The organism is Croceivirga thetidis, from assembly GCF_012272815.1.
Taxonomy (GTDB): Bacteria; Bacteroidota; Bacteroidia; order Flavobacteriales; family Flavobacteriaceae; genus Croceivirga; species Croceivirga thetidis.
In genome coordinates this window covers 159,979-185,662 of sequence record NZ_JAAWWL010000001.1, presented here as the reverse complement: position 1 = coordinate 185,662, position 25,684 = coordinate 159,979, and the positions used below count along the sequence as shown (strand labels likewise).

Here is a 25,684-nt window from a genome sequence, read left to right as displayed (position 1 = left end):
CAATGTTAAAAGGAATTTGTAAGAAAAGAAAATTGTTTCTTTGTTATTGTATGAATTGTTATCAACAGCACACATAATGCAGGGATTGGTGTACAAATCGACAGGAAGTTGGTACACGGTTAAGACCGATGATGGCAATTTTCATGAGTGTCGCATCAAAGGAAAGTTTAGAATCAAGGGGATAAAAAGCACAAATCCCATAGCTGTTGGAGATACCGTTACTTTCAATTTGGAAACCATTGGTGACGAAACCGTAGGTATTATTTCCGGTATTGAAGAACGAAAAAACTATATTATAAGAAAGTCGGTAAACCTATCGAAACAGGTTCATATTATTGCCGCAAACATTGATCAGGCCTTTTTATTGGTGACCTTGAATAACCCAACAACTTACACAGCTTTTATAGACCGTTTTTTAGTCACCTCTGAGGCCTATGAAATACCTGCAATTCTTCTTTTTAATAAGTTGGATACCTATGACCCAGACGAAATGGTCGAAGTCAATTTTTTGATGGAATTATATCGAAATATTGGATATCAAGTAATTGGGCTTTCAGCAAAAAAAGGAGATGGAGTTGAAAAGGTGAAAGACCTGATGGAAAGTAAAATCAGTATGTTTTCGGGCAATTCAGGGGTTGGGAAATCCACTTTGGTAAATGCACTTGAACCAGGTCTTCAGTTGAAAACTTCAGAGATTTCAGAACAACATTTACAAGGGCAACATACGACCACTTTTGCTGAAATGTACGACCTCTCTTTTGGGGCGAAGATTATTGATACACCAGGTATTCGCGGTTTCGGCATTGTTGATATGGAAAAGGATGAACTCGGTGATTATTTTCCAGAATTCTTTGAACTAAAATCGGAATGCAAATTCAATAACTGCTTGCACTTAGATGAACCAAAATGTGCTGTAAAGCAGGCATTGGAAGATGGTGAATTGGCTTGGAGTAGATATCGTAGCTATGTGCAAATGTTAGAGGAAGATGTTGCCGAAAGTTACCGAACCGATATATATAGGGAACGATAATGCGCACGGTAATTCAAAGGGTTTCAAGAGCAAGTGTTACCGTTGAGGGAAAAACGGTCTCCAACATAGAAAATGGACTGTTAGTGCTATTAGGTATTGAGGAGGCAGACGGGGTGGAGGATATCGTTTGGCTTACCAGAAAGATTTCGAATCTCAGAATTTTTAATGATGCCGAGGGTGTAATGAACAAATCTCTACTGGATATTGATGGTGATGCCATCGTTGTAAGTCAATTTACCTTGCATGCTGCTACAAAGAAGGGCAATAGGCCTTCCTATATTAAAGCTGCCAAGCCAGAAGTGGCGATTCTGTTGTACGAGGAGTTTGTTGCTCAATTCGAAAAGGACCTGGATAAAAAGGTGGGTACAGGAATCTTTGGTTCTGATATGAAAGTAGACTTACTGAATGATGGACCGGTTACAATAATTATTGATTCTAAAAACAAGGAGTAATGAACATACAGAACGCTCAACAGGCAGTTGATGAATGGATAATGAACCATGGGGTGCGTTATTTTAATGAATTGACAAACATGGCACAGCTAACTGAAGAAGTTGGTGAAGTGGCCAGAATTATTGCACGGCGGTATGGGGAACAGAGTGAAAAAGAATCTGATAAGAACAAGGATTTGGGTGAAGAATTGGCTGATGTTCTTTTTGTAGTCTTATGTTTGGCCAATCAAACTGGAGTGGATTTGCAACAGGCTTTTGAAAAAAAGTTGGATTTGAAAACAAAGCGGGATCACGACCGGCATCACAACAATCAAAAGTTGAAATAAAATTATATTTGGGGCTTAATAGAGACCATTTTGAAACTTCATATTTCCTCTCCGGAAAACCAACAAATACAAAAGTCCATTCAAATAACCGGTTCCAAAAGTGAAACAAATCGGTTATTGCTATTACAGGCACTTTTTCCAAGTTTAAAAATAGAGAACCTATCCAATTCTGATGATGCCCAGGTGATGCAAAAAGGATTGCAAGTCACAGTCGGTGAGGTTGATATTCATCATGCAGGTACTGCAATGCGTTTTCTAACATCTTACTTTGCATGTCAAGAAGGAAAAGAAGTTTTGCTTACCGGTTCTCATCGAATGAAAGAACGTCCTATTTCTGTTTTGGTCGATGCCCTAAGAAGTTTGGGTGCTGAAATTGAGTATGCAGAAAACGAAGGTTATCCTCCATTAAAAATTTCAGGAAAAAAAATTTCGGCATCAAAAGTTAGTCTTCCGGCAAATATTAGTAGCCAATACATTTCATCATTATGTTTGGTGGCTCCTAGTTTGGAAAATGGCCTTGAAATTGAACTAGTTGGCAAAATTACCTCTGTTCCTTACATAAAAATGACCTTGGCCTTATTAACAGAAGTTGGTATAGTAAACAGTTTTGAAGGAAACTCCATTAATGTATCCTCGATTTCAGAGGTCAAACCTTCCACTCTGGTGGTAGAATCAGATTGGAGCGCAGCCAGTTATTTTTATAGTGTTGTCGCGCTTGCAGATTTGGGGACGGAAATTGAACTAGCTTCATACAAGCAAAACTCGCTTCAAGGTGATAGTGTTTTGGCAGAGATTTATAAAAAGTTAGGTGTTAAGACCACTTTTGATAATAACGCTATAAGACTACAAAAGGCTCAAGTAGTTGAAATGGAATCCTTGAACCTTGATTTATCAAATGCACCTGATATCGCCCAGACCATAGCCGTTACCTGTTTGGGATTAGGGATTGGATGTAAACTTACGGGTTTACATACACTGCCTATAAAAGAAACCGATCGTTTGGCCGCCATGAAAACAGAGTTAGAGAAGTTTGGCGCAACTGTTGAAATAGACAAGGAGAGCCTTACCTTAATAATTCCAACATTGTCCAATGACGAAGTTGCAGTCGATACTTACCATGACCACAGAATGGCAATGGCTTTCGCACCTTTAGCTATGAAGACAAGTTTTTATGTGAATGATTCAGGTGTAGTTTCAAAATCTTACCCGGATTTTTGGACAGATTTCGAATCTCTTGGTTTTCAAATAACTGAAGCTTAGTTTTTGTAGGCCAAATACTTGACAACCCCTATCTCAGCATTGTATATTTGCAGCCTTTGAAAAAAATCAAAATTTCCGAATGAAATTATCCAACTTCAATTTTGAACTGCCTAAGGACCTATTGGCAGAATACCCAGCAGAAAACCGTGATGAATCAAAACTTATGGTGATTCATAGAGAAACAGGGAAAATAGAGCATAAGATGTTCAAAGACATGATTGACTATTTTGATGAAGGTGACGTCATGGTCTTGAACAATACTAAAGTCTTCCCTGCCAGGTTATTTGGTAACAAAGAAAAGACAGGGGCAAGGATTGAAGTCTTTTTGCTTCGCGAATTAAACGAAGAGCAACGTCTATGGGATGTTCTGGTTGACCCTGCTCGAAAAATACGTATTGGTAATAAGCTTTATTTCGGAGATGACGAAAGTTTGGTTGCAGAGGTAATTGACAATACTACTTCAAGAGGTCGAACATTGCGTTTTCTTTACGATGGTTCGTATGCTGACTTTAGAAGAAAACTTCGAGAGCTGGGTGAAACCCCACTTCCAAAATATATAAAGAGGGATGTTACTCCTGAAGACGAAGAACGCTACCAGACTATCTATGCCAAGCACGAAGGAGCCGTAGCTGCACCAACTGCAGGTCTTCACTTTTCAAAGCACTTATTAAAGCGTTTAGAGATAAAAGGGGTTGACTTTGCTGAGGTAACACTTCATGTTGGTTTAGGTACCTTCAATCCAGTTGAAGTAGAGGACCTTTCCAAGCATAAAATGGATAGTGAGGAGCTCATAATAGACGAAAAAGCTGTAGATATCGTAAACAGTGCTAAGGCGAATAAAAGAAAGATATGTGCTGTAGGAACTACTGTAATGCGCGGTTTGGAAAGTGCTGTTTCATCTGAGCATACACTAAATACATTTGAAGGATGGACGAACAAGTTTATTTTTCCACCTTATGACTTCAGTATAGCTGATGCTATGATAACAAATTTCCATCTACCAAAATCAACTTTGTTGATGATGATATCTGCTTTTATGGGGCATGATTTGATGAAAAAATCATACAAACAAGCTATTTTGGAACAATATCGTTTCTACTCTTATGGTGATGCAATGCTTATCCTTTAGCAGGTTACAGTATTCTCCATATCGTAATGATTAATTCATATCCCGGTATTTTACCGGGATTTTTCTTTTCTAACTTTGTACAATGCCGGAGGCCAAGAAAGACATAAGAACCCTTACAAAAGAACAGTTGCGTGAATTTTTTATGACTAATGGCGATAAGGCATTTCGTGGAAACCAAGTCTACGAATGGCTATGGCAAAAATCTGCCCACTCTTTTGAGGGAATGACCAATCTTTCTAAGCAGACCAGACAAATGCTGGAAGACCATTTTGTGATTAACCATATTCGTGTTGATCAAATGCAGCGTAGTAATGATGGTACTATAAAGAATGCGGTCAAATTACACGATGGATTAGTTGTCGAATCCGTTTTGATACCAACAGAATCAAGAACTACGGCCTGCGTTTCGAGTCAGGTTGGCTGTAGTCTTGATTGTAGGTTTTGTGCAACTGCAAGACTAAAACGTATGCGCAACCTAAATCCTGATGAAATTTACGATCAGGTAGTGGCCATCGACCAACAAAGCCGGTTGTACCACAATCGTCCGCTTAGCAATATTGTCTTTATGGGTATGGGGGAACCCTTGATGAACTACAATAATGTGCTTAAATCCATTGAAAAAATAACCTCTGATGAAGGGTTAGGCATGTCTCCTAAACGAATAACCGTGTCAACATCTGGGGTTCCGAAGATGATAAGAAGAATGGCCGATGAAGAAGTAAAATTCAATTTGGCCGTTTCCCTACATTCTGCAATCGACGATGTCAGGACCACAATTATGCCCTTTAATGCTACATTTCCACTTAAGGACTTGCGGGAGGCATTGGAATATTGGTATGCAAAGACCAAGAATAGAATCACTTATGAATATGTGGTTTGGAAGGGAATAAATGATACTCAAGAAGCCGTGGATGCTCTTGTGAAATTTTGCAAATTCGCTCCTTCAAAGGTTAATTTGATTGAATATAATCCTATAGACGGTGGCGAGTTTCAACAAGCGAATGATGAAGCAATCCAAATGTACATTAAGATGTTGGAACGCAATCGAATTACCGTCACGGTTCGCCGTTCAAGGGGAAAGGATATAGATGCGGCCTGCGGACAATTGGCCAATAAGACCTAAATTATTCCATTTTCAAGGTCTTTTGAAGTTCAGCAAGTATCTTTGAATACTTGAAACGCGAAGTAGCACAAATACGACAACCCATTGAATGGGAAATGGAACGTTTTGAAAACAAGTTCCGCGACTCCATGGCCTCTAAAGTCGCCCTATTCAATAGAATCACCTATTACATCGTAAATAGAAAGGGCAAGCAAATGCGTCCAATGTTCGTTTTCTTAACGGCTAAAATCGTAAATGATGGCCAAGTCTTGGAGCGCACGTATACTGGAGCCACTATCATTGAATTAATTCACACTGCAAGCTTGGTTCATGACGATGTTGTTGATGATAGCAACAAAAGACGTGGCTTCTTTTCAGTAAATGCGCTTTGGAAAAATAAGATTGCAGTATTAGTCGGGGATTTTCTATTCTCAAGAGGACTTTTAGTAGCCTTGGATAGAGGGGATTATGACTTATTGCAGATTATTTCAAATTCTGTTCGTGATATGAGTGAGGGCGAGCTCTTACAAATAGAAAAGGCAAGAAAACTGGATATTACCGAAGATGTTTATTACGATATCATTCGTCAAAAAACGGCAACACTTATTGCAGCATGTTGCAGTATTGGTGCAGCTTCGGTCAAACCCAATTCAGAGGAGGTTAAAAAATTTAAGCGGTTCGGTGAACTTTGTGGTATGGCCTTTCAAATAAAAGACGACCTTTTTGATTATGGCACTGAACAAATCGGTAAACCCACAGGTATTGATATCAAGGAACAGAAAATGACCCTTCCTTTGATTTATGCCTTGAACAAGAGCACAAAAGATAAAAAACGCTGGCTTATAAATTCCGTAAAGAACCACAACAAAAATAAAAAGCGTGTCAAGGAGGTCATTGCATATGTTAAGGAACAAGGCGGATTGGATTATGCTGTAAAAAAGATGCTGGAATTTAAAGATGAAGCATTGAATTTACTTTCAGATTATCCAGATTCCGATTATAAAGAAGCCTTGACTTTGATGGTCAATTATGTTGTCGAACGGAAAAAATAATTTTTTTTGGCCTTAGGCAACTGTTTGAAATTTCTTCTCGTCTATCTAAATAAGAGGACAAAATGTTACCTGTGAAAGTGATTTCATTTTATAGTAATGAGAAGCAGCTTATTAAAAAGGCTGCAAATGGCAATCAATTGGCACAAAGGGCTATTTATGAAAGATTTTCACCAAAAATGCTTAGTGTTTGTAGACAGTATATCAAAGACATTCATTTTGCGGAAGATGTAATGGTAAATGGTTTTGTTAAGGTATTCAAGAACTTAAATGCCTTTGAACATCGCGGAAGTTTCGAAGGTTGGGTGCGGAAGATTATGATACGTGAAAGCATATCGTATTTAAGAAAAAGCCAATTCGTTGTTTTTGATGATGAGGTCATCGAAACAAAAGCACAAGTGAACGAGACGGTGATAGAATCTTTCAATACTGAACATATTCAACAATTGATTGATCAATTACCAGAAGGTTACAAAATGGTTTTTGTGCTCTATGCTGTTGAGGGGTACAAGCACAATGAGATAGCCACAATGCTCAATATTTCTGAGGGTACTTCAAAATCACAATTGTCAAAGGCTAGAAGGTTGTTACAGCGTAAATTAACATTGGGGGGAGATGTCAAGAAGGCATCAGAAGGATAAATCTTGAGGTAATGGAAAAGTTAGAAAATCATATTAAAAAATCCTTGGAAGAACGGGAAATTAAACCTTCTCCAAGGGCCTGGGAGCGAATTTCAGTACAGGTCGAACAAAAAAAAGAGCGCAACTTTATTCTTCCGATTAGTATTGCCGCCAGTGTAGTATTTATGGTGTTGTTTGCTTTACAATTTCTTTTGATTAACGAAGAAGAAACCTTGCAACCCACATTAGAATCTAATCCAAACACTGTTGTGTCTATTGATAATAGTGCCGACGATAATAATACTGACGATTCAGAGACCATCACTCTAAATCAGAAGGAAGAGGTTGAGTTCAATACATCCATTCAAGAAAGCTTTTCTGAAGAACTTGAAATCGTATTCAAAGAAGATAAGGAGAACACTGAAGAGGTTTTGGAACTAAACCAAAAAGAGTATGTTTCGCTCAATAAAATTGAAGTCTCTGAAGAAGCAATTGCAATTAGTGCACAAAATTTACTTAGTGAGGTTTTGGCCATGGAAAAGGATACTGATCAGATAACCGATGCCGAAATTGATTCGTTGCTGCTGATTGCCCAAAAGCAATTATTGGCGGAACGAATAAATCCAAAAATGGAGGACGGTGAAATTGATGCGATGGCATTGCTCAATGAAGTTGAACTTGAATTAATAGCCACTGAAAGAAACCAGTTATTTGATAGGTTAAAAGAAAGCTTTTTTAAACTGCGGACGGCCGTCGCAGACAGAAATAAATAAATATTCATCAATCAAAATTCCTTAAAGTTTCAGGTGGTCAAATTAAATGGCCACCTTGAAACCAAGGGGAGTATTAAACTAAATCATCATGAGAAAAATCACTACAATTTTGGTAATGCTTATTTTACTTCTTGCCCAAGATGCCCTGGGTCAAAGTAATGGTTTGGAACGAAAAATCAAGAAACTAAAGGAGCAACGCGAAAAAGTCGAAGACCAAGAAAAGAAAGCACTAAAACAAGAAGTAAAAGATATCAATGCAAGGTTTGATAATGGAACAATTTCTTTTGAAAAAGCTCAGGAATTAAAAGAAGCAGCAGCAAAAAAACGGGCGTTGAACATTGAAAACAGAATCTCTATAATTGACAACAGAATCGCGCTTTTAGAACGAAATGAAGACCTTTCTATTGATGAACCAATTGAAGAGGATACAAATGCTGTAATCATTAACCTAACTGATAATGATGACGAGGATTATCGTATTCTAGGTATTCGATTTCGAGACAAGGAATGGGACAGACCTGTGAAGTATGATCGCCGAACCTATTCAGACTTTGTAATTGCCATAGGTTTGAACAATGCAATTATTGAAAATCAATCATTGGATGATTCACCCTATAAGATAGGTGGTAGCCGATTTTTTGAAATGGGCTGGCAATGGCGAACAAGGGTCTTTAGAAATTCTAATTGGTTGCGCCTGAATTATGGGTTGTCTTTTCAATTTAATGGGCTAAAGCCAGTTGATAATCAATATTTTGTGATTAATGGTGATCAAACAGATCTTGAAGAATTTCCTTTGGAACTCAACAAGTCCAAACTTCGTATGGATAATTTGGTTTTCCCTATCCACTTCGAATTTGGTCCTTCGAAATATTATGCTTCAGAAGATAAAATACGCTACTCGTTAAATCGTCAGTTTCGAATGGGCATCGGTGGTTACGGTGGCTTTAATATAGGTACAAGACAAAAATTGAAGTACAGCGAAAATGGGGATGATATTAAAGATAAATTGAAACGCGACTACAATACAAGCAATTTAATCTATGGTCTGAGTGCCTATATCGGGTTTGATAACACACTCTTGTATTGCAAGTATGATCTGAATACCATATTCACTGATAATCCAGTTGAACAACGAAACATATCCTTAGGCCTTCGGTTCGATATTGACTAATCAAAAAAAGCCCCTGACAACAGGGGCTTTTTTATTTTTATGTGCGTATTATTTCGCTTGGAAGTTCTTTTTCTAAATAGGCCTTCTTGCAATGTGAACATTCGGCAAAACGGTTAGTATGTATCTTAAATAGCTTTATCCAAAACAAATGAAAGAAGTTAGCTTGTTCTATTAAATTTAAAGTGTTGGTTTGTTTACAATAACTACAAGTGGCACCAACCAATTTTCGCTGTTCCATTTTACCAGGTCTAGTACCGAAGAAAAGAATCATTATTTGTAATAAATTTGATAGCTTATCCGTAAAGTTAATATTTCCTTTTTTCCGAAGGATACATCGATAGTCCATGATTTCAAAAAATACCATTGATCAAGTTTATGAAACCGCTCGGGTTGAGGAGGTCATTGGTGATTTTGTGCAACTAAAAAAGTCTGGGAGTAATTTCAAAGGATTGAGCCCTTTTAGTGATGAGCGTACGCCAAGTTTTATGGTTAGTCCTGTGAAACAGATTTGGAAGGACTTTAGTAGCGGTAAAGGTGGCAACGTAGTGGCCTTTTTGATGGAACATGAACATTTTAGCTATCCAGAAGCAATTCGCTATCTCGCCAAGAAATATAATATTGAGATAGAGGAAACGGAGCAGACCGATGAGCAGAAAGAACAGGCCAACGAACGTGAAAGCATGTATTTGGTCTCAGAATTTGCTCAGCAGTATTTTGTAAAGACTTTATGGGAGACGCAGCCAGGAAAGGCCATAGGACTTACCTATTTCAAGGAACGTGGTTTTACAGATGAAACTATAAAAATGTTTGGTTTGGGCTATAGTCTTGACCAATGGGAAGCCTTTACCCAAGAGGCCTTAAGCGGCAGCTATAAATTGGATTTCTTAGAAAAAACCGGTTTGACGATTGTCAAAGATCAGGGAGCAGGAGAAAAAAAGACCTTTGATCGTTTCAAAGGCCGGGTAATGTTTCCGATTCATTCAATGAGTGGACGGGTCTTGGGTTTTGGAGGTCGAATATTGACTAATGATAAAAAGGCGGCTAAATACCTAAACTCACCAGAAAGTGAGATTTACCACAAGAGTAAAGTGCTGTACGGTATTTATTATGCCAAGCAGGCCATCGCTAAGGAAGATAATTGCTATTTGGTTGAGGGCTACACTGATGTGATACAAATGCACCAGAGGGGAATTCACAATGTGGTTGCATCGAGTGGTACCGCATTGACCCCAGAACAAATTCGATTGATCAACCGATTGACAAAAAATATCACAGTTCTTTTTGATGGCGATGCTGCTGGTCTAAGAGCCTCCCTGCGCGGTATCGATTTGATATTGGAACAAGGAATGAATGTTAAGGTATGCACTTTTCCTGAAGGAGAGGATCCCGATAGTTTCGCTAAAAACAATGCTTATGAGGATTTGGTGTTGTACCTGGAACAAAACGCAAAGGACTTTATTCAATTTAAAACCTCCTTATTAGCTAAAGAAGCTGCCAACGACCCTATAAAAAGAGCTGAAACCGTTCGTGATATTGTAGGTTCCATAGCTAAGATTCCGGATCGTATAAAGCGAGAAATCTATATTCAAGAGTGTGCCAAAATGATGCAGTTATCAGAAGATACGCTGTACAGTGCCTTGGCCCAATTGGATAAGAAATCAATGAATGAGGCTTCTAAAAAGGTCAAGCAAGAACAGAAGGCTTTTGAAGTTGTCAAAAATGACCCTGTTGTTGAGAAAGTTGATGTTCAGTTTGAACTAGAAAGGAAGATTATAGGTATTCTTTTAATTTATGGATTTGAAAGAGACGAATTTGAAGACCTAATACTTCGAGAAAACGAAGAAGGAGACCTAGAACTAAAAAGCGAAAAATCTACTCTAAAGGTTTTTGAAAAAGTATTTTTAAATCTCCAAGAAGATGAAATTGAATTTACAAATGAAACATTCAAAGAAGTCTATTTTCAATTAATATCAGAAATGAATGAGAAAGAAGAATTCTTGATTAGAAGTTTTATGAGCAAATTAAGCCAAGAATATTCGGCAGAAATTTCTACCATTTTAATGGAAGAAGAAAAGTATTCAATGCATGATTGGGAGAGAAAAAACATATATCCAAAAAAGAAAAGAATTGGTATGGTTCAACTAGTTGACGAAACAATTTTAACCTTACGCTCTTTTTTAATAAAAAAGGTTGTTTCTACGTTGCAACAAAAAACTCTTCTCAAAGAAGATAATAGGGAAACTTTAATTGAAATAAATGACTACAACGAGCTTCATGTTCTATTGAACAAAAGATTAGGGCGCGTTCTTAGTTTTTAACCATAAAAAAACCCCAATTTAATTGGGGTTTTTTTTGAAATATTCTAGTTTGTTTAGTACAATTCCAACGCTTTTGCTTGCTGCAAAAGATCTACCAAGTTATCAACGTTTAATTTGCGCATTAAACGTGCCTTGTAGGTGCTCACGGTCTTTTCATTCAAGTTAAGACCTTCGGCTACTTCCTTATTGCGTTTTCCGCTTGCAAGTAACTTTAGAACCTCTACCTCTCTAGTAGATAATTTTCTAAAGAATCTTCTTGGCTTTTGTGTGCCTTCATCAAAGGCTAAACGCTGTGCCAATTCATTAGTAATGAACATGTTTCCTTCGGCAACTTTTCTCAAGGCAGACATGATATAATCAATATCAGCTGATTTAGAAAGGTAACCAAATGCCCCAGCACGAATGGTACTAAGCGCATAAACATCTTCAGATTGACCACTGAACATCAAAACTTTGGTGTTCGGGAACTCGTCTTTAATCTTTCTTAGGGTAGCAATGCCATTTATTTCTGGAATATCCATTTCTAGCATCACAACGTCGGGGGAAACTTTTTTTAACGTCTCAAACAACTCGGAAGTAGTAGCGACGTCGGCAATCACATCAAAGTCAGGTTGTCTGCTCAGGACTTCCTTGACCCCCAATCTTACAATTGGATGATTGTCCGCAATTAAAACTTTAATCATTTTGTGGGTTTTACTTCAGTTTATGGGTTAATGAATGTGTTTAGTAGTCTAATGCCTACAAAATTCGAAAGGCAATATACATATTTGTGTGAACAAATGTGCCAAAAAATTTCCGAAACCTTAGTTTTTTTGGGGTTTTATTCGTTTTAATTGCAGAAAATTCAGTTGTAAGGCTATTTTAATCCTTCAGGGATTTCACAAACTGGTATAGGAATCATCTTATGTTTATTGGAAGAATTGAATCGTTTATAGATTATAAATACTTCTTTTTGTCTGTCAGAAAAATCATCTTCGGTTTTTCCTTCTTCATCCATTTTCATTGCCCATTCCAATTCTGGATAGGAAGCTCCGATTTGATCTTCATCTGTTCTATTGTCACCCCAAAGACCGTCTGTTGGTGCTGCATCGATTATTTCTTGATTTACACCAAGAACGCGACCAACTTCCCAAACTTCTGTTTTTACTAAATCAGCTATCGGACTTAGGTCGACACCACCATCACCATACTTGGTATAAAATCCTACACCAAAGTCTTCAACTTTATTTCCTGTTCCGGCGACGAGATATTTTTTTAGCGCGGCGAAATAATACAAAGTAGTCATGCGTAATCTTGCCCTGGTATTGGCCAGAGACATAAAACGTTCTTCCTCATTTTCAACATCGGGTAAGGCAGCAACGAGATTATCAAAAACTGGGCTTAGGTTCACCGGTTGGCGATTGACGTTAGGAAAATTCTCCATTAACCAGTCGATATGGCGATCGGCACGCGTAACTTGATTTTTGCCCTGGTGAATTGGCATTTCTAGAACTAAGAGGTCAAGACCTGTTCTTGCACATAGCGTCGAGGTAACGGCAGAATCGATTCCACCGGAAACACCGACTACAAAACCATTCATTTTAGCGTTGGTTGCATAATCTTTTAACCAATTAACAATATGTTCAATTACCTTTTCTGTTTGCATGAGCTATGATTTGATGCTTTAAACTAAATTTGTGCCCTGTAAATTTAGAGGCTGGAATGTTAAAAATGAAGCTGATACACCAATACTTTCCAATTATAGTATTGATTTTCTTGATTTCTTCCTGTAAGAACAATCAAAAGATTAAAGAACAAATTGCCCAAATTGATGTTGAGCTAACCGTCTCAAGGTTCGATAGGGAGTTTGCTGAAGCCAAGGTTGAAGATTTGCCTGAGCTAAAAACAACTTATCCTTATTTGTTTCCAAGTAGATTTTCAGATAGTCTATGGATTTCGAAAATGAACGATACCCTTCAAATGGAATTGGAGCAAGAGGTTGAACTTGTATTTCCTTCTTTTGAATCAGAGCAGGAAAGTCTTGAATCCTTATTTAGACATATTACCTATTATTTTCCTGAATTTACAGCTCCAAGTATCGTTACCTTGATTTCTGAAGTTGATTACAATAATCGTGTTGTGTATTCAGATTCATTGCTACTTATTGGGTTGGACAATTACCTCGGTCAAGATCATAAGTTTTATTCGGGCTTGCCCAATTACGTGGCAAAAGGATTGTCAAAAGACTTTTTAACCTCTGATGTGGCAAGTACTTTTGCCAAAAAGGTACTGTCATACCCTAGAAATCGTAGTTTCTTGTCACGTATGGTCCATTACGGTAAAGAACTGTATTTAAAAGACAAACTACTGCCAGAACTAACAGACGCCCAAAAATTGAACTACCTAGAAGGTGAACATGAATGGGCATTGGCCAATGAAGAACAAATGTGGCGCTATTTTGTGGAGAACGAGTTACTGTATAGCACTGATTCTAGTTTGGATAGAAAATTTTTAGACCCAGCTCCCTTTTCAAAGTTTGGTTTGGAACTGGACAGTGAATCACCAGGAAGACTAGGTCGGTTTTTAGGATGGCAAATTGTAAGGGCCTACGCGGAGAAGCATCCGGAGGCGGATTTGAATGCCGTTTTACAACTTCCAGCAGATGAACTTTTTAAAATGGCGAATTACAAACCCAAAAGATAATGGCGGTAAAACACACATCACAAATAACACTTACGGTAGGTCTAGATGAAAATCGGGTACCCGAAGAATTAAATTGGTCTGCTGAAGATGGCGGTGTCAATAATGAAGAGGCCAAAGCGATGTTGCTCTCGGTCTGGGATAGTAAAAACAAGGAATCACTAAAAATTGACCTTTGGACAAAAGATATGCCATTGGACGAAATGAAAATCTTCTTTCACCAAACGTTGGTATCGCTGAGTGATACTTTTATGAGGGCCACACAGGATGAAAAAATGACTGCAACAATGAAAGATTTCTGTGAATACTTTGCTAATAAACTGGAACTCAAATCTTAAATGGAATTCTGAATTTTTGGCAACTCAATTTCAATTTGCAACCCTTGTACCTTAGAACTTTTTGAAATTGATATGTTACCATTTAACTTTTCTACCAGACAGCGCACTATTGACAATCCGATTCCCCTATTCAATTCGTTTTTAGATTTAAGGGTAACAAAGATTTCAAAAACATCCTCTTGAAATTTTTCTTCTATTCCCGGACCATCATCTCTAAAAATAAAATAATGACACTCTTCTCCATTTATGTGTTCAAGACTACAATTAGAGTTTTCTCCCGCATGTACAATGGTATTTCTTATCAAGTGTCGAAATAATATTTGAAATGCATCTTTGGAATGAAAAACATTCAAACCTAAATTTTTGGCAGTGAATGAGATTTTGGAAAAGTCCTCTATTTGATTGGTAATGTGCGAAATGCAATCCAATAAGCTGAATGATTCGTACTTGAATTTCATCGTGCAAACGTGGTGATATTCAAGCATGCCTTGGGTCATTGCATCTAAAAATGAATTGTTTTTCATCATTTTCTGAATTAGACCAAGACCTTGCTCGTCAAGCCTATCGCTATAATCTGCTTTTAGCCATTCTAATAATGCATGATTGCCACGAATAGGTGTTTTTAACTCATGTGCAAAGCTATGACTGTAAGAGTGAAGGCGGTCATAAAGAGATTTGATATAGGTGTTCTGTGCCTCTACCTTCATGATTATTCTTCTATATTCAAGAAGTTGAACTACCTGTTCAGCCAAGGCATTTAGGGCTTTTTTTTGATCAATGCTTAATTTTCGAGGTTTATTGTCAATCACACAAAGTGTTCCTAAAGAATGTCCTTTTGGGGAGTTTAGAGGAACTCCGGCATAGAATATTACATTCGGGTCATTTGTCGTGAGCGGGTTGTCTCTAAATCGCAAATCTTTTTGAGCATCATTGACGATAAACATGTTATCGGGATCATTTATGGCATGTGCGCAAAATGACACGTCTCTTGGAGTTTCATCTGCCTCAAGTCCTATTTTTGATTTGAACCATTGGCGGTTTCGATCTACCAATGAAATTAAGGAAATAGGAGTGTCACAAATAATTGAAGCAATAGTTGTAATGCTGTCGTATTCCTTTTCAGGAAGGGAATCTAGAATATTGTACTTTCTTAATTCTGAAATTCGCTCATTTTCGTTCTGAGGTATTTTAGGTTCAACCATAATTTACTCCATTTGCAATTACGGCTAGTGAATATAGCTCTGTAAGATAATCAATGTTAAATTTCTTACTAAGATTTTGTTGGGAATATGACTTTTATCAGTCTCTATCAATTAAATGGTGTGGTCATTAAGACTGAACTGATTTGATCTGAGAGATAATAATAACTTTATTCACACAGATTATTGAAATTTGATTTTTCTTTTTATTAGAATTGAGCGAGATCATCACCTCGTAATTCCAAATCAGAACTTATTTTAATTTTTGTTGGCCTCAGCCAGGCCAAATACAATAGAAGTGTAACGGCCACGGCCAGGTACAGACTGTTACCTGACGACATGAACAAAGCAAGATTTAAAAAAGCAGGGCCTTCAATCAGTGCCCATTGTATCAAACTCGCCGTCTGGTAAGCTGCTAATTTATCTTGTAATCCATTTGCAGACTTTGCCCGTTCCACTAGTTTTTGGAAAACCACCTTACTTCCAAAAATACCGGCCATGCCAACCAATGGGGCGATATAAATTAAGGGGTCATTTTGATTAAGGCTCGAAGAATTCGCAATATCAGTTTGAAAAAACGTAATTGTACCGAAGGCCAACAGCCCGGCAACTAGACCAAAATGAATGATTGAAATTGTTTTTACAAATTCATTTGGTGTAGGAGATTGGTTATTTTTTATCATAATGCTAAGATATCTGCATTTAAATAGGCCCAGTACAAACAAGCGACATGCAATAACTGGTCAAAACCTAAAATAGGGTAAAAAATACGGGGTTTATCAGCAAAGCGAGCAGCTAACTTGCTAGTGAAAAAGTCCGTTACCAGATGTAACAATGCACTGATAACGGTGTAACCGAATGCGATTTGCCAAGAAAAAACCAGACTTGCCGTCACGAGTAGGGTTATCGTGTAAAGCAATACATGTAATAATAACCATTTGATACTATGTCCTTTCTCATTGGCCATGCTGGAGGTTTGTAAAACAAAATCTCCCACCCAATGACCCAGTAAAATGATTAGAAAATTCATGTCAGGGAAGTTAATCAAAAAGCCTTAATCAAAATGCACCAGTGAATGATTTATTAGCGCTTGAATGAATACTATTTATCCTGTAACTCGATTTCAAAAAATTTGGCCCCAACGAAGGGATTGAATCGATAAGGTATTACTTCGTAAAAGCCCATTTTTTTGTACAGTCCAATTGCAGCATGCATTTGTGATAAGGTATCCAAACGCATTTTTTCATAGCCCATTTCCTTTGCTTCTGCTATTGCCTTTTCCATCATTAGTTGTCCTATGCCCAAACCTCTTCCCTCAACTTTAAGGTACATTCGTTTAAGTTCGCAAATCTGTTCATTCCATTTTCGAATTCCGAAGCACCCTAGTGGTTTGTTCTCATCATTTTTGACAATAAATAGTACCCCTGCAGGTCTGGCATACTGAAGCTTGATATTTTCAATTTCTTCACTAAAATTTTGGAATTCTAAATCAATGTCAATTTCTGAAGCATAGGCCCTAAAGAGTTCAATGGCGACTTGATAGTCAGGGTCTGAAAAAACTTCAATCAAATGGGCCATGAATCGGATTTACTTAATTATTTAAGGGATTTATCGTGTCTCGATATTTTTAATGCCCATGAAAATAACCGTAAAGTTGATAGGCGAAAAGGCCTATTCCAACCAAAACCAAATACCAATTAACAGCCTTATAAAACGCTGAAAATTGTTTGTGTTTTCGTGATAGCGTAATTATGGCCACAATAGGAATTAAAGCCAATACCTGACCTACTTCGACACCTAAATTGAAACATAAAATTTTTGCTAAAATTTGGTCTTCACCCATATCAAAGGACTGCAATCTAGTAGAGAGACCAAAGCCGTGAATCAATCCAAAAAGACCTACCATGAACAGCAGATTTGGCGATTTGAGATTAAGTTTTTCAAAGCCACCTAAATTTTCGAATCCTTTGTAGAGAACACTGAGGGCTATCACCGCATCAACAAGATGTTCATTGGCTGTGATACCTGCATAAGTTGCTCCAATAAGTGTAACGCAGTGACCTATGGTGAAGACGGTGATGAACTTTAAAATGTCCTTAAAGCTGTTTAAGTAGAACACCACACCCGCCAGAAAAAGCAAATGATCATAACCCGTAAGCATATGAGTAGCCCCTACTTGAACATAGGCCAATAGACCACCGTTACGTAAGATTTCTTGGTCGGCACTACTTACATCATGGGCGAAACCAATAAATGGAGCCAATATCAAGGCAAAGGATAATACAACTCGGAAATTAAGCCACATTGCTATTTCTTTTTTCTAAAGACCAAAAAAAGTGCACCAATAATCAGAATACTGGCCAAAATAAAAATCCAAGTTGAAATACCTTCTTCATGGTCGTGGTCATGAGTATGTGTATCTGCACTATGCTCATGAGTAACCTCAAAGCTCAGCGTGGCCCATTTAGATTCATGGGTCAATTCTTCGCTATTGGTGACCTGAACCATATGAATGGTGCGTAAGTAATAAATACCATCTTCGGGTAAATTTACATTGACCATACCCTTCTCATTTGTTCGTAGTTTTTGCCCGCTGGTATGTGTATGTCCTTCATCAGAATCGTGAGAATGTGTATGCCCTTCATGTGAATGCTCCTCGTCATGGCTATGCCCATCATCATGTGAATGGCCATGACTATCATGCTCATGTGTATGATGTGAATGTGAATGTGTGCTTTTGATATAATCAGCATAAACAAGCTGGTTCGAAAGTGGTTGACCGTCCAACAAAACTTGTACTTCCAACTTTTCACCGCTGTAGGAGTCATAAGGGTTTGCTTGAGGAACAAATTCAATTGGATATCCTAAAACCGTGCTCCAATCGTTTGTTTTCTTTTCACCTACTTGATAGATGGCCTTTACATGTTTTTGATAACTCTCTACTGCATCTTGGTCCAAAACACCATCATTGGTTCGTTGTTCCAGCATATCCAATATGCCGTCATGTTTCAAGTAATCATTGAACTCATTTGACGTAAGCTCTATGTTTCTTGCCTTAGTAGAAACCCCTACCATATAGGTGCCAGCATCTCCCGAATTAAGGGTTAGTTGTGTAATTGTACTGTCTTGGTCTTTCCACCAATCTGGGTCGATAGGTAATCTATCACCTTGCCCAACAAGAGAGGCATCCAACATACGGTCTCGGGTAATTATATTTTCACTCCGTTCGAAGGTCCCATTGAAAAGACTGATAATGGCATCTTGATTTGACTCTAAAAAGTAAGTTCCCATTTTCAAATACAAATCGTGGCTGCAGCATAACAACACTACTAAAACGAGGTATAATGGTTTTCGGATGGTAGATTTGATTTTATTCAGGATTGGGCTTTTTGTCAATTTCATCGTATTCTATTAGTATTTACTAGCGAGTAGAATTAGTCTGGTTTTTAGGTTTCCACTTTGATTTTTAGTCAGAATTCTGTAGCTGATTTCAAAATTATCGATTACACCATAGTTACGGACTAATTTATTTTTGGGTTCATTTTTAAAGTTCCAATTCTTTAGTTAAACTTTATTTTGTGCAACTAATCTATTCATGAGCGCTTCAAACAATTTTTGTGTTAGCACAAATTTCGAAACATGGGGTACGTATTTAGCCCGAATTAATGTTTCTGTGAAACCGTCTTTATTTGATGCACTTTCATCATTTAGATTTCTAACGCATGAGTCTATACAATCAATGGCTTTCGCGAATTCCGATTCCCTCGTTAAACGCTCTTCGTACTCATGCATTATTCTCTGAAATTTATTGGTATTTGGTATAAACGATGAAATTTGTTCCAAAGCTCGTTGCTCTTTTTTCCGTTTCAATTTCATTTCTTCCGGATTATTGAATTTGGCATCACCAGCATAGATTTCGACAACGTCGTGGTAGATCAGGTATTCAAAAACTTTTAACTTATCTAGCGGTTCATTGACAAAATCAATAATCAAGTCAGCAATTAGAAGACAACTCCATGAATGCTCCGCTGAACTCTCTTTTCGGTTTCCTACATTAAGACCACGATCAACCGTTTTGAGTTTTTCCAATTCGGTTAGACTTCTAAGCAATTGTTCTAATTTCATGAACTAAGGCATTCTTAGTTTCTTATTTAAAAGATTCGATACGCATTCCTCCAACATCCGTAAGTGCTTTATTCACTTTTGGCATTTCCTTTTTCAGAATATTCGCCAAATTGTTCAATTCAACCTCAAGTTCTGCAGAAAGTTCGTTGAACACCTTGTAAGCGCCATCAGTCGGTTTGGCATCTCCATTTTCAACACTTCGTCTCAAAGACGCCAATCGATTGTTTAATTTGATTGGAAAGTTCAATGGGTCTTGCCCAGACTGATTTTTAACTTGATATAGATTTTCTTCAATAGTACTGATTTTATTGATGAAAGGTGTGATGGTTTTTTTCATCACACTGCTTGAGATTTTATCTTCTTGTTCGTTCAATTTGCCTTTGATTTTCCGAATTTGAATTACCGCTTCATTGGCTGCACTTGTTTTTTGCATGATATTGTTGGCCATTTCAAACTGTTCGTCCAAGTCTGCCTTGGTAATTCCCTTTAGATTAGGATTCATGTGAATTGCAAAGGGAAAAGTTTTCTGATAATCACCCGATTTTAGTCGGACCTTATAATTGCCAAGTGGTGCTTTTGGGCCCCTGGTCGGGCGGGCACTCCAAATAATCATTCCTTCAAAATCAGTGGCACCAGGATAGCGAAGGTCCCAAGTAAAGGTGTTCATTCCTTTTGCGGTTGTTGGTTTAGATGAGCCACCTCTTTGCCACCAAGGAATGTTCTTGTCTACTTTGTATTTTGGCTTGCTGCCGGTAAACGTATCTATAATGTTGTCTTCGGCATCAAGAATTTCAAAAGTAATCGTGTCTAATTGCTCTTTTAGATAATACTGAACCGAAGCTTCAGTAATGCCTCGAATGGCATCAGATGGTTCGAATAACACTACGGGTTGATTCAACATATTCGGTTGAAACTGGCGTAGAGGTTGAATATCGTCAAGTATCCAGAAACCCCGGCCATGGGAACCTAAAACCACATCATTATCCTTAATTACCAAATCTCGAATTGGGGTATCCGGTAAATTCAATTGTAAGCTCGTCCATTGCATACCATCATTCATCGAAAAGTAGACGCCGTGTTCCGTTGCTAGAAATAGCAGTCCTTCTCTTTCATGATCTTCTCGAATAGCTCGGGCAAAGTGCCCATCTTCAATTCCGTTGATAATTTTTGTCCAAGTTTTACCGTAATCATGTGTTTTAAAGACATAAGGTTGTCTATCATCAACCTGATAACGGTTAGCAGCTACAAACAAGGTTCCGGGTCGATGTTTTGATTCATCGATAATGCTAACCCTAGAAAATTTAGGTAAATCAGCGGGGGTAATATCTTCCCAGTTCTTTCCTCCATCACGGGTAATATGGATTTTGCCATCGTCTGAACCTGCCCAAATGGTATTAATGTCATGAAACGAAGGAGCTAAGGCAAAAACTGTAGCATAAATCTCGGGTCCATTCATGTCCATAGTGATAACGCCTCCAGTTTTACCCAAGGTGCTTGGGTCGGCATAGGTTAAATCAGGACTTATCTTTTCCCAAGTTTGTCCATCATTTGTTGTTTTCCAAACGTGCTGGGAGCAGGTGTACATTACCTTACTGTCTTGCGGGGCAAACATAATTGGGAAAGTCCATTGCCATCTTTCAGGTAAGGCTTCGGCGGGTTCACCAGAAAAGAACCTTGGATATACCTGAATATCACGTATCTGCCCATTGCTTCTGTCGTATCTGGTCAATAGGGCTCCTTGGCTGCCTGCATAAAAAATATCAAGATTTTCAGGATGCTGTGTAATCCAGCCACTTTCACCACCACCCACTGCATAATACCAACCCTTATTGTGACCCCTTGCCTGCATATGGCTCCAGCCATCGCTTGGCATGGCCAAAGTGCTGTTATCTTGTTGTGCACCGGCAACATGATAGGGCACATCATTTGTAGCCATAACATGGTAGAATTGTGTGGTTACAAAGTCTTGTTCCGTCCACGATTTACCACCATTTATGGTAACATTACCACCACCATCATTGGCATTTATCATGCGTTTTGGATTATTGGGGTCAATCCAAAGGTCATGGTTGTCACCGTGTGGGGTTTGAACAATGGAATCAAATGTTTTACCACCATCCAATGATAAGTACATTCGAGTGTTCAAACCATATACTTTATCCTTATCTAAGGGGTCAGCATACACCCTTGAATAGTAAAATGCGCGCTGTCGTAGCTTACGTTCATCGTTGGTTTTTTGCCAAGTCATACCAGCATCGTCTGAACGAAAAACTCCACCTTCATTCGCCTCTACAATGGCCCAAACCCGATTTGAATCTGCTGGAGAAACCGTTACCCCAATTTTACCGATTGGGCCTTCAGGCATTCCGGTGTTTTGGGTTAGGTCCGTCCAGGTATCTCCTCCATTAATCGATTTCCACAATTTACTTTGGCCGCCGCCACCCCACATTTTCCAAGCTTTACGTTGTACCTGCCATGTAGTTGCGAACAAAATCTCAGGATTGTTCCTATCGATAATTAAATCTACTGCACCAGCTTTTGGGCCTACATACAAAACCTTCTCCCAGTTATCACCACCATCCTTACTTCTGAAAACCCCGCGTTCCTCATTATCTCCGTAGGGGTGACCTAAGGCAGCCACATACACAACATCTGGATTAGTTGGGTGAATTCGAATACGTGCGACAGCTTGGGTTTCCTTCAGGCCTAAATGTTTCCATGTTTTTCCGGCATCTTCAGATTTATAAACGCCGTCACCTTGGGTAATACTACCCCGTAATTGAACTTCACCCATGCCGATATAGACAATATCTGGATTCGTTTCTGCAACTGCTACGGCACCAACCGAAGAACTTGTTACTTGGCCATCAGTGATCGCTTTCCACTCATTTCCGCCATCAACGGTTTTCCATAATCCTCCACCGGTGGCTCCAAAATAGTATTCATTGGGGCGACTTGGACTGCCAGCGCAACCTAGCGAACGACCACCTCGTTTGGGACCAATGTTCCGCCATTTTAGACCACTGTAAAAACTGGTATCAATTTCGGTTTTGGAAGATTGTTCGTTGGTTTCTTGAGAAGATAGGCTGAAAAAACAGCAAAATAGTGCACATAGAAATGCGCTTGGTAAGACTTTTTTCATTTGGATGGTGTTTTCGTTAGTCGTTTCCTTCCCCAAACAGGGGGGTTACCTTAAATATACTACAATCCCACAAGTATTTCTAGTGGTTTTATTTAAGTAATATAGACTAGTAAGTAATAGTGATGGTATCTGAATTATCAACCATAACACCATTGACCTGAGTGGAAGTGGAATAGATTTGGTTGCCACAACAACGTTCACTTTTACGTTCGCCCAAATCGAATTCTATGAAAATTGAATAGGTATCATCCAATTGTAGAATATAAGTAGTTTGCTCAGGTTCTAAAGCAAACCATATACTTTGTGTCTGCTCATCAACGAACCAGGCTGAAGCTGCACCAGTTTCAAAATTGAGGTTAACGTTAAAAGGGTCAAAAATCGCATTTGAACCAAATAGCAAATTATTGCCATTGTTGTCAACTATAAGTAAGTTTTTTTCTTGGGTATCCAAACAATCATCACAATCATTGCAACCAAATATCAGCGCAGTCATCAGTATGAAAATCAAGATGGGGCGAATTTTATTCATGACCTTTTTACTTTAAGGTGCATTCGATTGACTTGGGTTGCGTTAATTTATTTTAAGTTCAAATCTTTGAGCTAACCAATTGATTTGTGATTTTGCGACTATCGTCGAATTATGCTTAGGCCGTAATCAATCCAATGAGATTACCGGCCACATCTTTAAACCAAGCAAATTGCCTACCATCAGGTAATTTTACAGGATTGACAAAAATTTCCCCTCCATTTGCAACAATTGCTTCCAAATCAGATTCCAATGAATCTGTTTGAATGTAGACGGTAACATAGTTTTCAGGGTCGTTCGGGCCCAGTTTATTAAGATGGCCTCCTAAACTGCCGTCATTGCCTGTATCGATAATCGCAGCATTACCATGTCTAGTCATTTTCCAGTCAAAAACCTTACTGTAAAAATCTGAAGTTTGATCGATATCCCCACAGCCAATCTCAAAATGTACTACGGTCTTTTTCATTTGTTTTCGGTGCTATTTGGTAAATTCTTTAAAATCTACTGAGGGGTCATAGTCATTATTCGTTTTAATGGAATGCAGTTCACTATTTACATCTTTTGAGGTTACTAATGGGAAGAGTAGCTGAACGTGCCATGGTTCTTTAATTTGGTTCCAAGCCCCAAATCTCGAAGGATATTTTCTCGTAATCTTTGCAGTACCGAAAATCACATCCCAAATAAATAGCAAATTACCATAATTGCCATTCGGGTTTGAAACCCCGTCTTCAGCTGTTAATCCATGATGTGCAAAGTGTGTGCTTGGAGTAGAAATCGTACGCTCGATCACCCATGCCAACGGACTTAAAAATTTATAGCGATAAAGTACCCTATCCCACTTTGTCTCACTATGTGCCAATAGAATAATCACCAATTTAATCGGTAAATAAAATAGGTATACGTAGCCCATACCCATATAAATCAATACCGCTGAAAACCAAATACCTGGCATCAATGCGTAGTACAACACGGCATTTCTATAGGTGACCAAAACACCCATCTCCTCCACAACATGATGAGGTCGATGAAGCTTCCACATTTTTTTATTTGCGTGGGAGAGCCTATGCCACCAATATTGCGTCATATCGTCCAAAACGAGGAATGCCAAAATATGCCACCATAAGGAAGTGTCAAGAAAGTAATTTTCCAGGCCTGGAGATGCAACGTTCATTATCCAAAAAACAAGAAGAAAGATACCTGGTTGAATTAAGGTCGGCAAGGTTATTAGACTTACCAATTCAATTGTAAAATCGTTCTTTGAACGCTTATCATGAAAATATAATCCGCCCAGTGATTCGATAATGCCTAGAACAAATAATACGGTTACAGGTATTAGTTTGCTTATGGTTTGTTCTTCCATTTACCTCTTAATGAATATTAAAATTATTGGTATTAAGGTACTGATTTTCAAGAAAGAGTTGTTCTATTTTGTATTTGGTAAAACCAATTCAGCAGTCTTTTAAACGAAAAACGCCACCACTTCGTCAATTACTTCTGGAGTGCGTAGAATTCTAAAATGACCTGTTCCAGTGATTTCCTTAAAATCAGAGTTGACCCAATTAACTTGTACATTTTTCGACCTTGAAATCGGAATGATTTGGTCGTTTTTGTCATGTATAATCAACCCTTTTTTTACATTCATTGTCTTTACAAAATCACTGACATTTAAGGTAGTCACATCAATATCGTTTTCTTTTTCCAAGCGCTGGATTAATCGCTTTTTGACATTTTCAGTAATGCCCACGATTTCGGAAACATCATCGATTCGTTCGGTAAACTTATCGGGTGTGGTAAGCATAACGTAGTTGTCCATTACCAAATCTTGATTCTTGAAGAGGGCATAGGTGGTCGCAACACCACCAAAAGAATGACTGATTAAATTTTTCACACCGAACCTTTTTATCAAAACGGCAACCAACTCCGTGAACTCAAAAAGACTAGTTTCTCCTTTTGAACTAAAACCGTGCGAAGGCGCATCAAAGGCATAAACTGTAAACCCTTTGTCTAATAGGGCATCAATCAAATCTGAAAAATTGCCTGCTTGCCCTTCCCAACCATGAATAAGTAAAATTGTATTCGTTCCGCCTAACCATTTATAAAGTTTAATGTTGAAGTCTTTGAAGGCGTAATCCTCAGATTCAGCTTTTTCAAGGGTGACCAATTCATTTTCACGAAGTTTACGCACTTGCGGATTGGTTAATTTATCATAAGCAAAAGAAGTAATGGTTTTGGGAAATAAAATGGAAGCTAGTTTGATGAATTTCTTTTTCATTATTTAAGTACACTATGCGTCTATGAAGATTTAAAATTTTTAAGAAAAGGAATCTTATTTAAAGAAGGATATTTCTTGTGACTGAAGTTAGGCAATTACCGTTTCAATTTTTGATTATGGGGATTCGAATTTTTTACTTCAGTTTGCATGTCTAATCTCATTATCACTTTTGA

The 25,684-nt window shown here is 38.1% G+C and carries 28 protein-coding genes; 13 read left to right on the top strand and 15 right to left on the bottom strand.

All coding sequences use genetic code 11. The annotated features are described in order from the left end of the window. The first annotated feature begins 76 nt into the window (after window positions 1-76). The 10 genes from rsgA to HCU67_RS00825 all read left to right on the top strand — a co-directional run bounded on the left by rsgA (window position 77) and on the right by HCU67_RS00825 (window position 8,912). On the top strand, window positions 77-1,030 hold the full coding sequence (rsgA, locus tag HCU67_RS00870) for a ribosome small subunit-dependent GTPase A (protein WP_168550723.1): 954 nt from the start codon (window positions 77-79) through the stop codon (window positions 1,028-1,030). Next, window positions 1,030-1,482: a D-aminoacyl-tRNA deacylase gene (gene dtd / locus HCU67_RS00865; protein ID WP_168550722.1), complete on the top strand. Its 453-nt coding sequence runs from the start codon at window positions 1,030-1,032 to the stop codon at window positions 1,480-1,482. The genes rsgA and dtd overlap by 1 nt, the downstream gene beginning before the upstream one ends. After that, window positions 1,482-1,808, top strand: coding sequence for a nucleotide pyrophosphohydrolase (locus HCU67_RS00860; RefSeq protein WP_168550721.1), 327 nt, complete (start codon window positions 1,482-1,484; stop codon window positions 1,806-1,808). The genes dtd and HCU67_RS00860 overlap by 1 nt, the downstream gene beginning before the upstream one ends. 30 nt (window positions 1,809-1,838) lie before the next feature. Beyond that, a complete protein-coding gene (locus tag HCU67_RS00855; protein ID WP_168550720.1) occupies window positions 1,839-3,068 on the top strand; it encodes a 3-phosphoshikimate 1-carboxyvinyltransferase in 1,230 nt (409 codons plus the stop codon). A gap of 79 nt (window positions 3,069-3,147) precedes the next feature. Further along, entirely contained in the window at window positions 3,148-4,197 is a 1,050-nt protein-coding gene (queA, locus tag HCU67_RS00850; protein WP_168550719.1) for a tRNA preQ1(34) S-adenosylmethionine ribosyltransferase-isomerase QueA, read from the top strand. A gap of 82 nt (window positions 4,198-4,279) precedes the next feature. Further along, entirely contained in the window at window positions 4,280-5,320 is a 1,041-nt protein-coding gene (gene rlmN / locus HCU67_RS00845) for a dual-specificity RNA methyltransferase RlmN (protein ID WP_168550718.1), read from the top strand. A 95-nt stretch (window positions 5,321-5,415) separates the two neighbouring features. Next, the gene (locus HCU67_RS00840) at window positions 5,416-6,351 is read left to right on the top strand and encodes a polyprenyl synthetase family protein (RefSeq protein WP_168552018.1); all 936 of its coding nucleotides are present in this window, start codon (window positions 5,416-5,418) and stop codon (window positions 6,349-6,351) included. Window positions 6,352-6,422: 71 nt separating this feature from the next. Beyond that, on the top strand, window positions 6,423-6,989 hold the full coding sequence (locus HCU67_RS00835; protein ID WP_168550717.1) for a sigma-70 family RNA polymerase sigma factor: 567 nt from the start codon (window positions 6,423-6,425) through the stop codon (window positions 6,987-6,989). 11 nt (window positions 6,990-7,000) lie between these two features. Next, window positions 7,001-7,741, top strand: a complete 741-nt coding sequence (locus HCU67_RS00830) for a hypothetical protein (protein ID WP_168550716.1) — start codon at window positions 7,001-7,003, stop codon at window positions 7,739-7,741. 88 nt (window positions 7,742-7,829) lie between these two features. Then, the gene (locus HCU67_RS00825; RefSeq protein ID WP_168550715.1) at window positions 7,830-8,912 is read left to right on the top strand and encodes a hypothetical protein; all 1,083 of its coding nucleotides are present in this window, start codon (window positions 7,830-7,832) and stop codon (window positions 8,910-8,912) included. A 37-nt stretch (window positions 8,913-8,949) separates the two neighbouring features. On the opposite strand, the gene HCU67_RS00820 is transcribed toward HCU67_RS00825, so the two are convergent. After that, complete coding sequence (locus tag HCU67_RS00820) at window positions 8,950-9,150, bottom strand: zinc-ribbon domain-containing protein (protein WP_246865722.1); 201 nt, start codon at window positions 9,148-9,150, stop codon at window positions 8,950-8,952. Window positions 9,151-9,256: 106 nt separating this feature from the next. Between HCU67_RS00820 and dnaG the strand changes: the two genes are divergently transcribed. Continuing rightward, entirely contained in the window at window positions 9,257-11,230 is a 1,974-nt protein-coding gene (dnaG, locus tag HCU67_RS00815; protein WP_168550713.1) for a DNA primase, read from the top strand. A gap of 53 nt (window positions 11,231-11,283) precedes the next feature. On the opposite strand, the gene HCU67_RS00810 is transcribed toward dnaG, so the two are convergent. Together HCU67_RS00810 and nadE are read right to left on the bottom strand one after the other, a co-directional pair. Continuing rightward, complete coding sequence (locus HCU67_RS00810) at window positions 11,284-11,913, bottom strand: response regulator (RefSeq protein WP_168550712.1); 630 nt, start codon at window positions 11,911-11,913, stop codon at window positions 11,284-11,286. 173 nt (window positions 11,914-12,086) lie between these two features. Next, complete coding sequence (gene nadE / locus HCU67_RS00805) at window positions 12,087-12,875, bottom strand: NAD(+) synthase (protein WP_168550711.1); 789 nt, start codon at window positions 12,873-12,875, stop codon at window positions 12,087-12,089. Window positions 12,876-12,940: 65 nt separating this feature from the next. Between nadE and gldB the strand changes: the two genes are divergently transcribed. Further along, complete coding sequence (gene gldB, locus HCU67_RS00800; protein WP_168550710.1) at window positions 12,941-13,912, top strand: gliding motility lipoprotein GldB; 972 nt, start codon at window positions 12,941-12,943, stop codon at window positions 13,910-13,912. Next, window positions 13,912-14,247, top strand: a complete 336-nt coding sequence (gldC, locus tag HCU67_RS00795) for a gliding motility protein GldC (protein WP_168550709.1) — start codon at window positions 13,912-13,914, stop codon at window positions 14,245-14,247. Before gldB ends, gldC begins: the two co-directional genes overlap by 1 nt. On the opposite strand, the gene HCU67_RS00790 is transcribed toward gldC, so the two are convergent. The 12 genes from HCU67_RS00790 to HCU67_RS00735 form a co-directional block, all read right to left on the bottom strand. Further along, on the bottom strand, window positions 14,244-15,449 hold the full coding sequence (locus HCU67_RS00790; protein ID WP_168550708.1) for a sensor histidine kinase: 1,206 nt from the start codon (window positions 15,447-15,449) through the stop codon (window positions 14,244-14,246). The two genes, gldC and HCU67_RS00790, sit on opposite strands and share 4 nt — an antisense overlap. 206 nt (window positions 15,450-15,655) lie before the next feature. Continuing rightward, entirely contained in the window at window positions 15,656-16,129 is a 474-nt protein-coding gene (locus tag HCU67_RS00785; RefSeq protein ID WP_168550707.1) for a hypothetical protein, read from the bottom strand. After that, on the bottom strand, window positions 16,126-16,476 hold the full coding sequence (locus HCU67_RS00780; protein ID WP_168550706.1) for a DUF3307 domain-containing protein: 351 nt from the start codon (window positions 16,474-16,476) through the stop codon (window positions 16,126-16,128). Before HCU67_RS00780 ends, HCU67_RS00785 begins: the two co-directional genes overlap by 4 nt. A 71-nt stretch (window positions 16,477-16,547) precedes the next feature. Continuing rightward, window positions 16,548-17,024 (bottom strand): GNAT family N-acetyltransferase, encoded by a 477-nt coding sequence (locus HCU67_RS00775; protein WP_168550705.1) that lies wholly within the window; start codon window positions 17,022-17,024, stop codon window positions 16,548-16,550. Between the two features lie 49 nt (window positions 17,025-17,073). Next, window positions 17,074-17,751: a HupE/UreJ family protein gene (locus HCU67_RS00770; RefSeq protein ID WP_168550704.1), complete on the bottom strand. Its 678-nt coding sequence runs from the start codon at window positions 17,749-17,751 to the stop codon at window positions 17,074-17,076. A 2-nt stretch (window positions 17,752-17,753) separates the two neighbouring features. Next, window positions 17,754-18,737 (bottom strand): DUF4198 domain-containing protein, encoded by a 984-nt coding sequence (locus HCU67_RS00765; RefSeq protein WP_168552017.1) that lies wholly within the window; start codon window positions 18,735-18,737, stop codon window positions 17,754-17,756. Between the two features lie 273 nt (window positions 18,738-19,010). Further along, window positions 19,011-19,571 (bottom strand): HD domain-containing protein, encoded by a 561-nt coding sequence (locus HCU67_RS00760; protein WP_168550703.1) that lies wholly within the window; start codon window positions 19,569-19,571, stop codon window positions 19,011-19,013. Between the two features lie 22 nt (window positions 19,572-19,593). Next, window positions 19,594-22,713, bottom strand: a complete 3,120-nt coding sequence (locus HCU67_RS00755) for a VPS10 domain-containing protein (protein WP_168550702.1) — start codon at window positions 22,711-22,713, stop codon at window positions 19,594-19,596. 106 nt (window positions 22,714-22,819) lie between these two features. Then, window positions 22,820-23,242: a hypothetical protein gene (locus tag HCU67_RS00750; RefSeq protein ID WP_168550701.1), complete on the bottom strand. Its 423-nt coding sequence runs from the start codon at window positions 23,240-23,242 to the stop codon at window positions 22,820-22,822. A gap of 115 nt (window positions 23,243-23,357) precedes the next feature. Continuing rightward, entirely contained in the window at window positions 23,358-23,705 is a 348-nt protein-coding gene (locus HCU67_RS00745) for a VOC family protein (protein ID WP_168550700.1), read from the bottom strand. Window positions 23,706-23,717: 12 nt separating this feature from the next. Then, the gene (locus tag HCU67_RS00740; RefSeq protein WP_210423593.1) at window positions 23,718-24,599 is read right to left on the bottom strand and encodes a sterol desaturase family protein; all 882 of its coding nucleotides are present in this window, start codon (window positions 24,597-24,599) and stop codon (window positions 23,718-23,720) included. Window positions 24,600-24,698: 99 nt separating this feature from the next. After that, window positions 24,699-25,511 carry an alpha/beta fold hydrolase gene (locus tag HCU67_RS00735; protein ID WP_168550699.1) on the bottom strand — a complete coding sequence of 271 codons (813 nt, stop codon included), beginning with the start codon at window positions 25,509-25,511 and terminating at the stop codon, window positions 24,699-24,701. Between the last annotated feature and the right edge of the window lie 173 nt (window positions 25,512-25,684).

Excerpts from the sequence above, each read along its gene's own strand:
- HCU67_RS00780 (WP_168550706.1), bottom strand. The coding sequence starts at position 16,476 with ATGAATTTTCTAATCATTTTACTGGGTCATTGGGTGGGAGATTTTGTT.
- HCU67_RS00740 (WP_210423593.1), bottom strand. The coding sequence starts at position 24,599 with ATGGAAGAACAAACCATAAGCAAACTAATACCTGTAACCGTATTATTT.
- HCU67_RS00820 (WP_246865722.1), bottom strand. The coding sequence starts at position 9,150 with ATGGAACAGCGAAAATTGGTTGGTGCCACTTGTAGTTATTGTAAACAA.
- queA (WP_168550719.1), top strand. The coding sequence starts at position 3,148 with ATGAAATTATCCAACTTCAATTTTGAACTGCCTAAGGACCTATTGGCA.
- HCU67_RS00810 (WP_168550712.1), bottom strand. The coding sequence starts at position 11,913 with ATGATTAAAGTTTTAATTGCGGACAATCATCCAATTGTAAGATTGGGG.
- HCU67_RS00750 (WP_168550701.1), bottom strand. The coding sequence starts at position 23,242 with ATGAATAAAATTCGCCCCATCTTGATTTTCATACTGATGACTGCGCTG.
- HCU67_RS00735 (WP_168550699.1), bottom strand. The coding sequence starts at position 25,511 with ATGAAAAAGAAATTCATCAAACTAGCTTCCATTTTATTTCCCAAAACC.
- HCU67_RS00790 (WP_168550708.1), bottom strand. The coding sequence starts at position 15,449 with ATGGTTGAACCTAAAATACCTCAGAACGAAAATGAGCGAATTTCAGAA.
- HCU67_RS00785 (WP_168550707.1), bottom strand. The coding sequence starts at position 16,129 with ATGATAAAAAATAACCAATCTCCTACACCAAATGAATTTGTAAAAACA.
- nadE (WP_168550711.1), bottom strand. The coding sequence starts at position 12,875 with ATGCAAACAGAAAAGGTAATTGAACATATTGTTAATTGGTTAAAAGAT.
- gldC (WP_168550709.1), top strand. The coding sequence starts at position 13,912 with ATGGCGGTAAAACACACATCACAAATAACACTTACGGTAGGTCTAGAT.
- HCU67_RS00770 (WP_168550704.1), bottom strand. The coding sequence starts at position 17,751 with ATGTGGCTTAATTTCCGAGTTGTATTATCCTTTGCCTTGATATTGGCT.
- HCU67_RS00860 (WP_168550721.1), top strand. The coding sequence starts at position 1,482 with ATGAACATACAGAACGCTCAACAGGCAGTTGATGAATGGATAATGAAC.
- HCU67_RS00840 (WP_168552018.1), top strand. The coding sequence starts at position 5,416 with ATGGAACGTTTTGAAAACAAGTTCCGCGACTCCATGGCCTCTAAAGTC.
- gldB (WP_168550710.1), top strand. The coding sequence starts at position 12,941 with ATGAAGCTGATACACCAATACTTTCCAATTATAGTATTGATTTTCTTG.
- dtd (WP_168550722.1), top strand. The coding sequence starts at position 1,030 with ATGCGCACGGTAATTCAAAGGGTTTCAAGAGCAAGTGTTACCGTTGAG.
- HCU67_RS00775 (WP_168550705.1), bottom strand. The coding sequence starts at position 17,024 with ATGGCCCATTTGATTGAAGTTTTTTCAGACCCTGACTATCAAGTCGCC.
- rlmN (WP_168550718.1), top strand. The coding sequence starts at position 4,280 with ATGCCGGAGGCCAAGAAAGACATAAGAACCCTTACAAAAGAACAGTTG.
- dnaG (WP_168550713.1), top strand. The coding sequence starts at position 9,257 with ATGATTTCAAAAAATACCATTGATCAAGTTTATGAAACCGCTCGGGTT.
- HCU67_RS00745 (WP_168550700.1), bottom strand. The coding sequence starts at position 23,705 with ATGAAAAAGACCGTAGTACATTTTGAGATTGGCTGTGGGGATATCGAT.
- HCU67_RS00825 (WP_168550715.1), top strand. The coding sequence starts at position 7,830 with ATGAGAAAAATCACTACAATTTTGGTAATGCTTATTTTACTTCTTGCC.
- HCU67_RS00755 (WP_168550702.1), bottom strand. The coding sequence starts at position 22,713 with ATGAAAAAAGTCTTACCAAGCGCATTTCTATGTGCACTATTTTGCTGT.
- HCU67_RS00830 (WP_168550716.1), top strand. The coding sequence starts at position 7,001 with ATGGAAAAGTTAGAAAATCATATTAAAAAATCCTTGGAAGAACGGGAA.
- HCU67_RS00760 (WP_168550703.1), bottom strand. The coding sequence starts at position 19,571 with ATGAAATTAGAACAATTGCTTAGAAGTCTAACCGAATTGGAAAAACTC.
- rsgA (WP_168550723.1), top strand. The coding sequence starts at position 77 with ATGCAGGGATTGGTGTACAAATCGACAGGAAGTTGGTACACGGTTAAG.
- HCU67_RS00765 (WP_168552017.1), bottom strand. The coding sequence starts at position 18,737 with ATGGGAACTTACTTTTTAGAGTCAAATCAAGATGCCATTATCAGTCTT.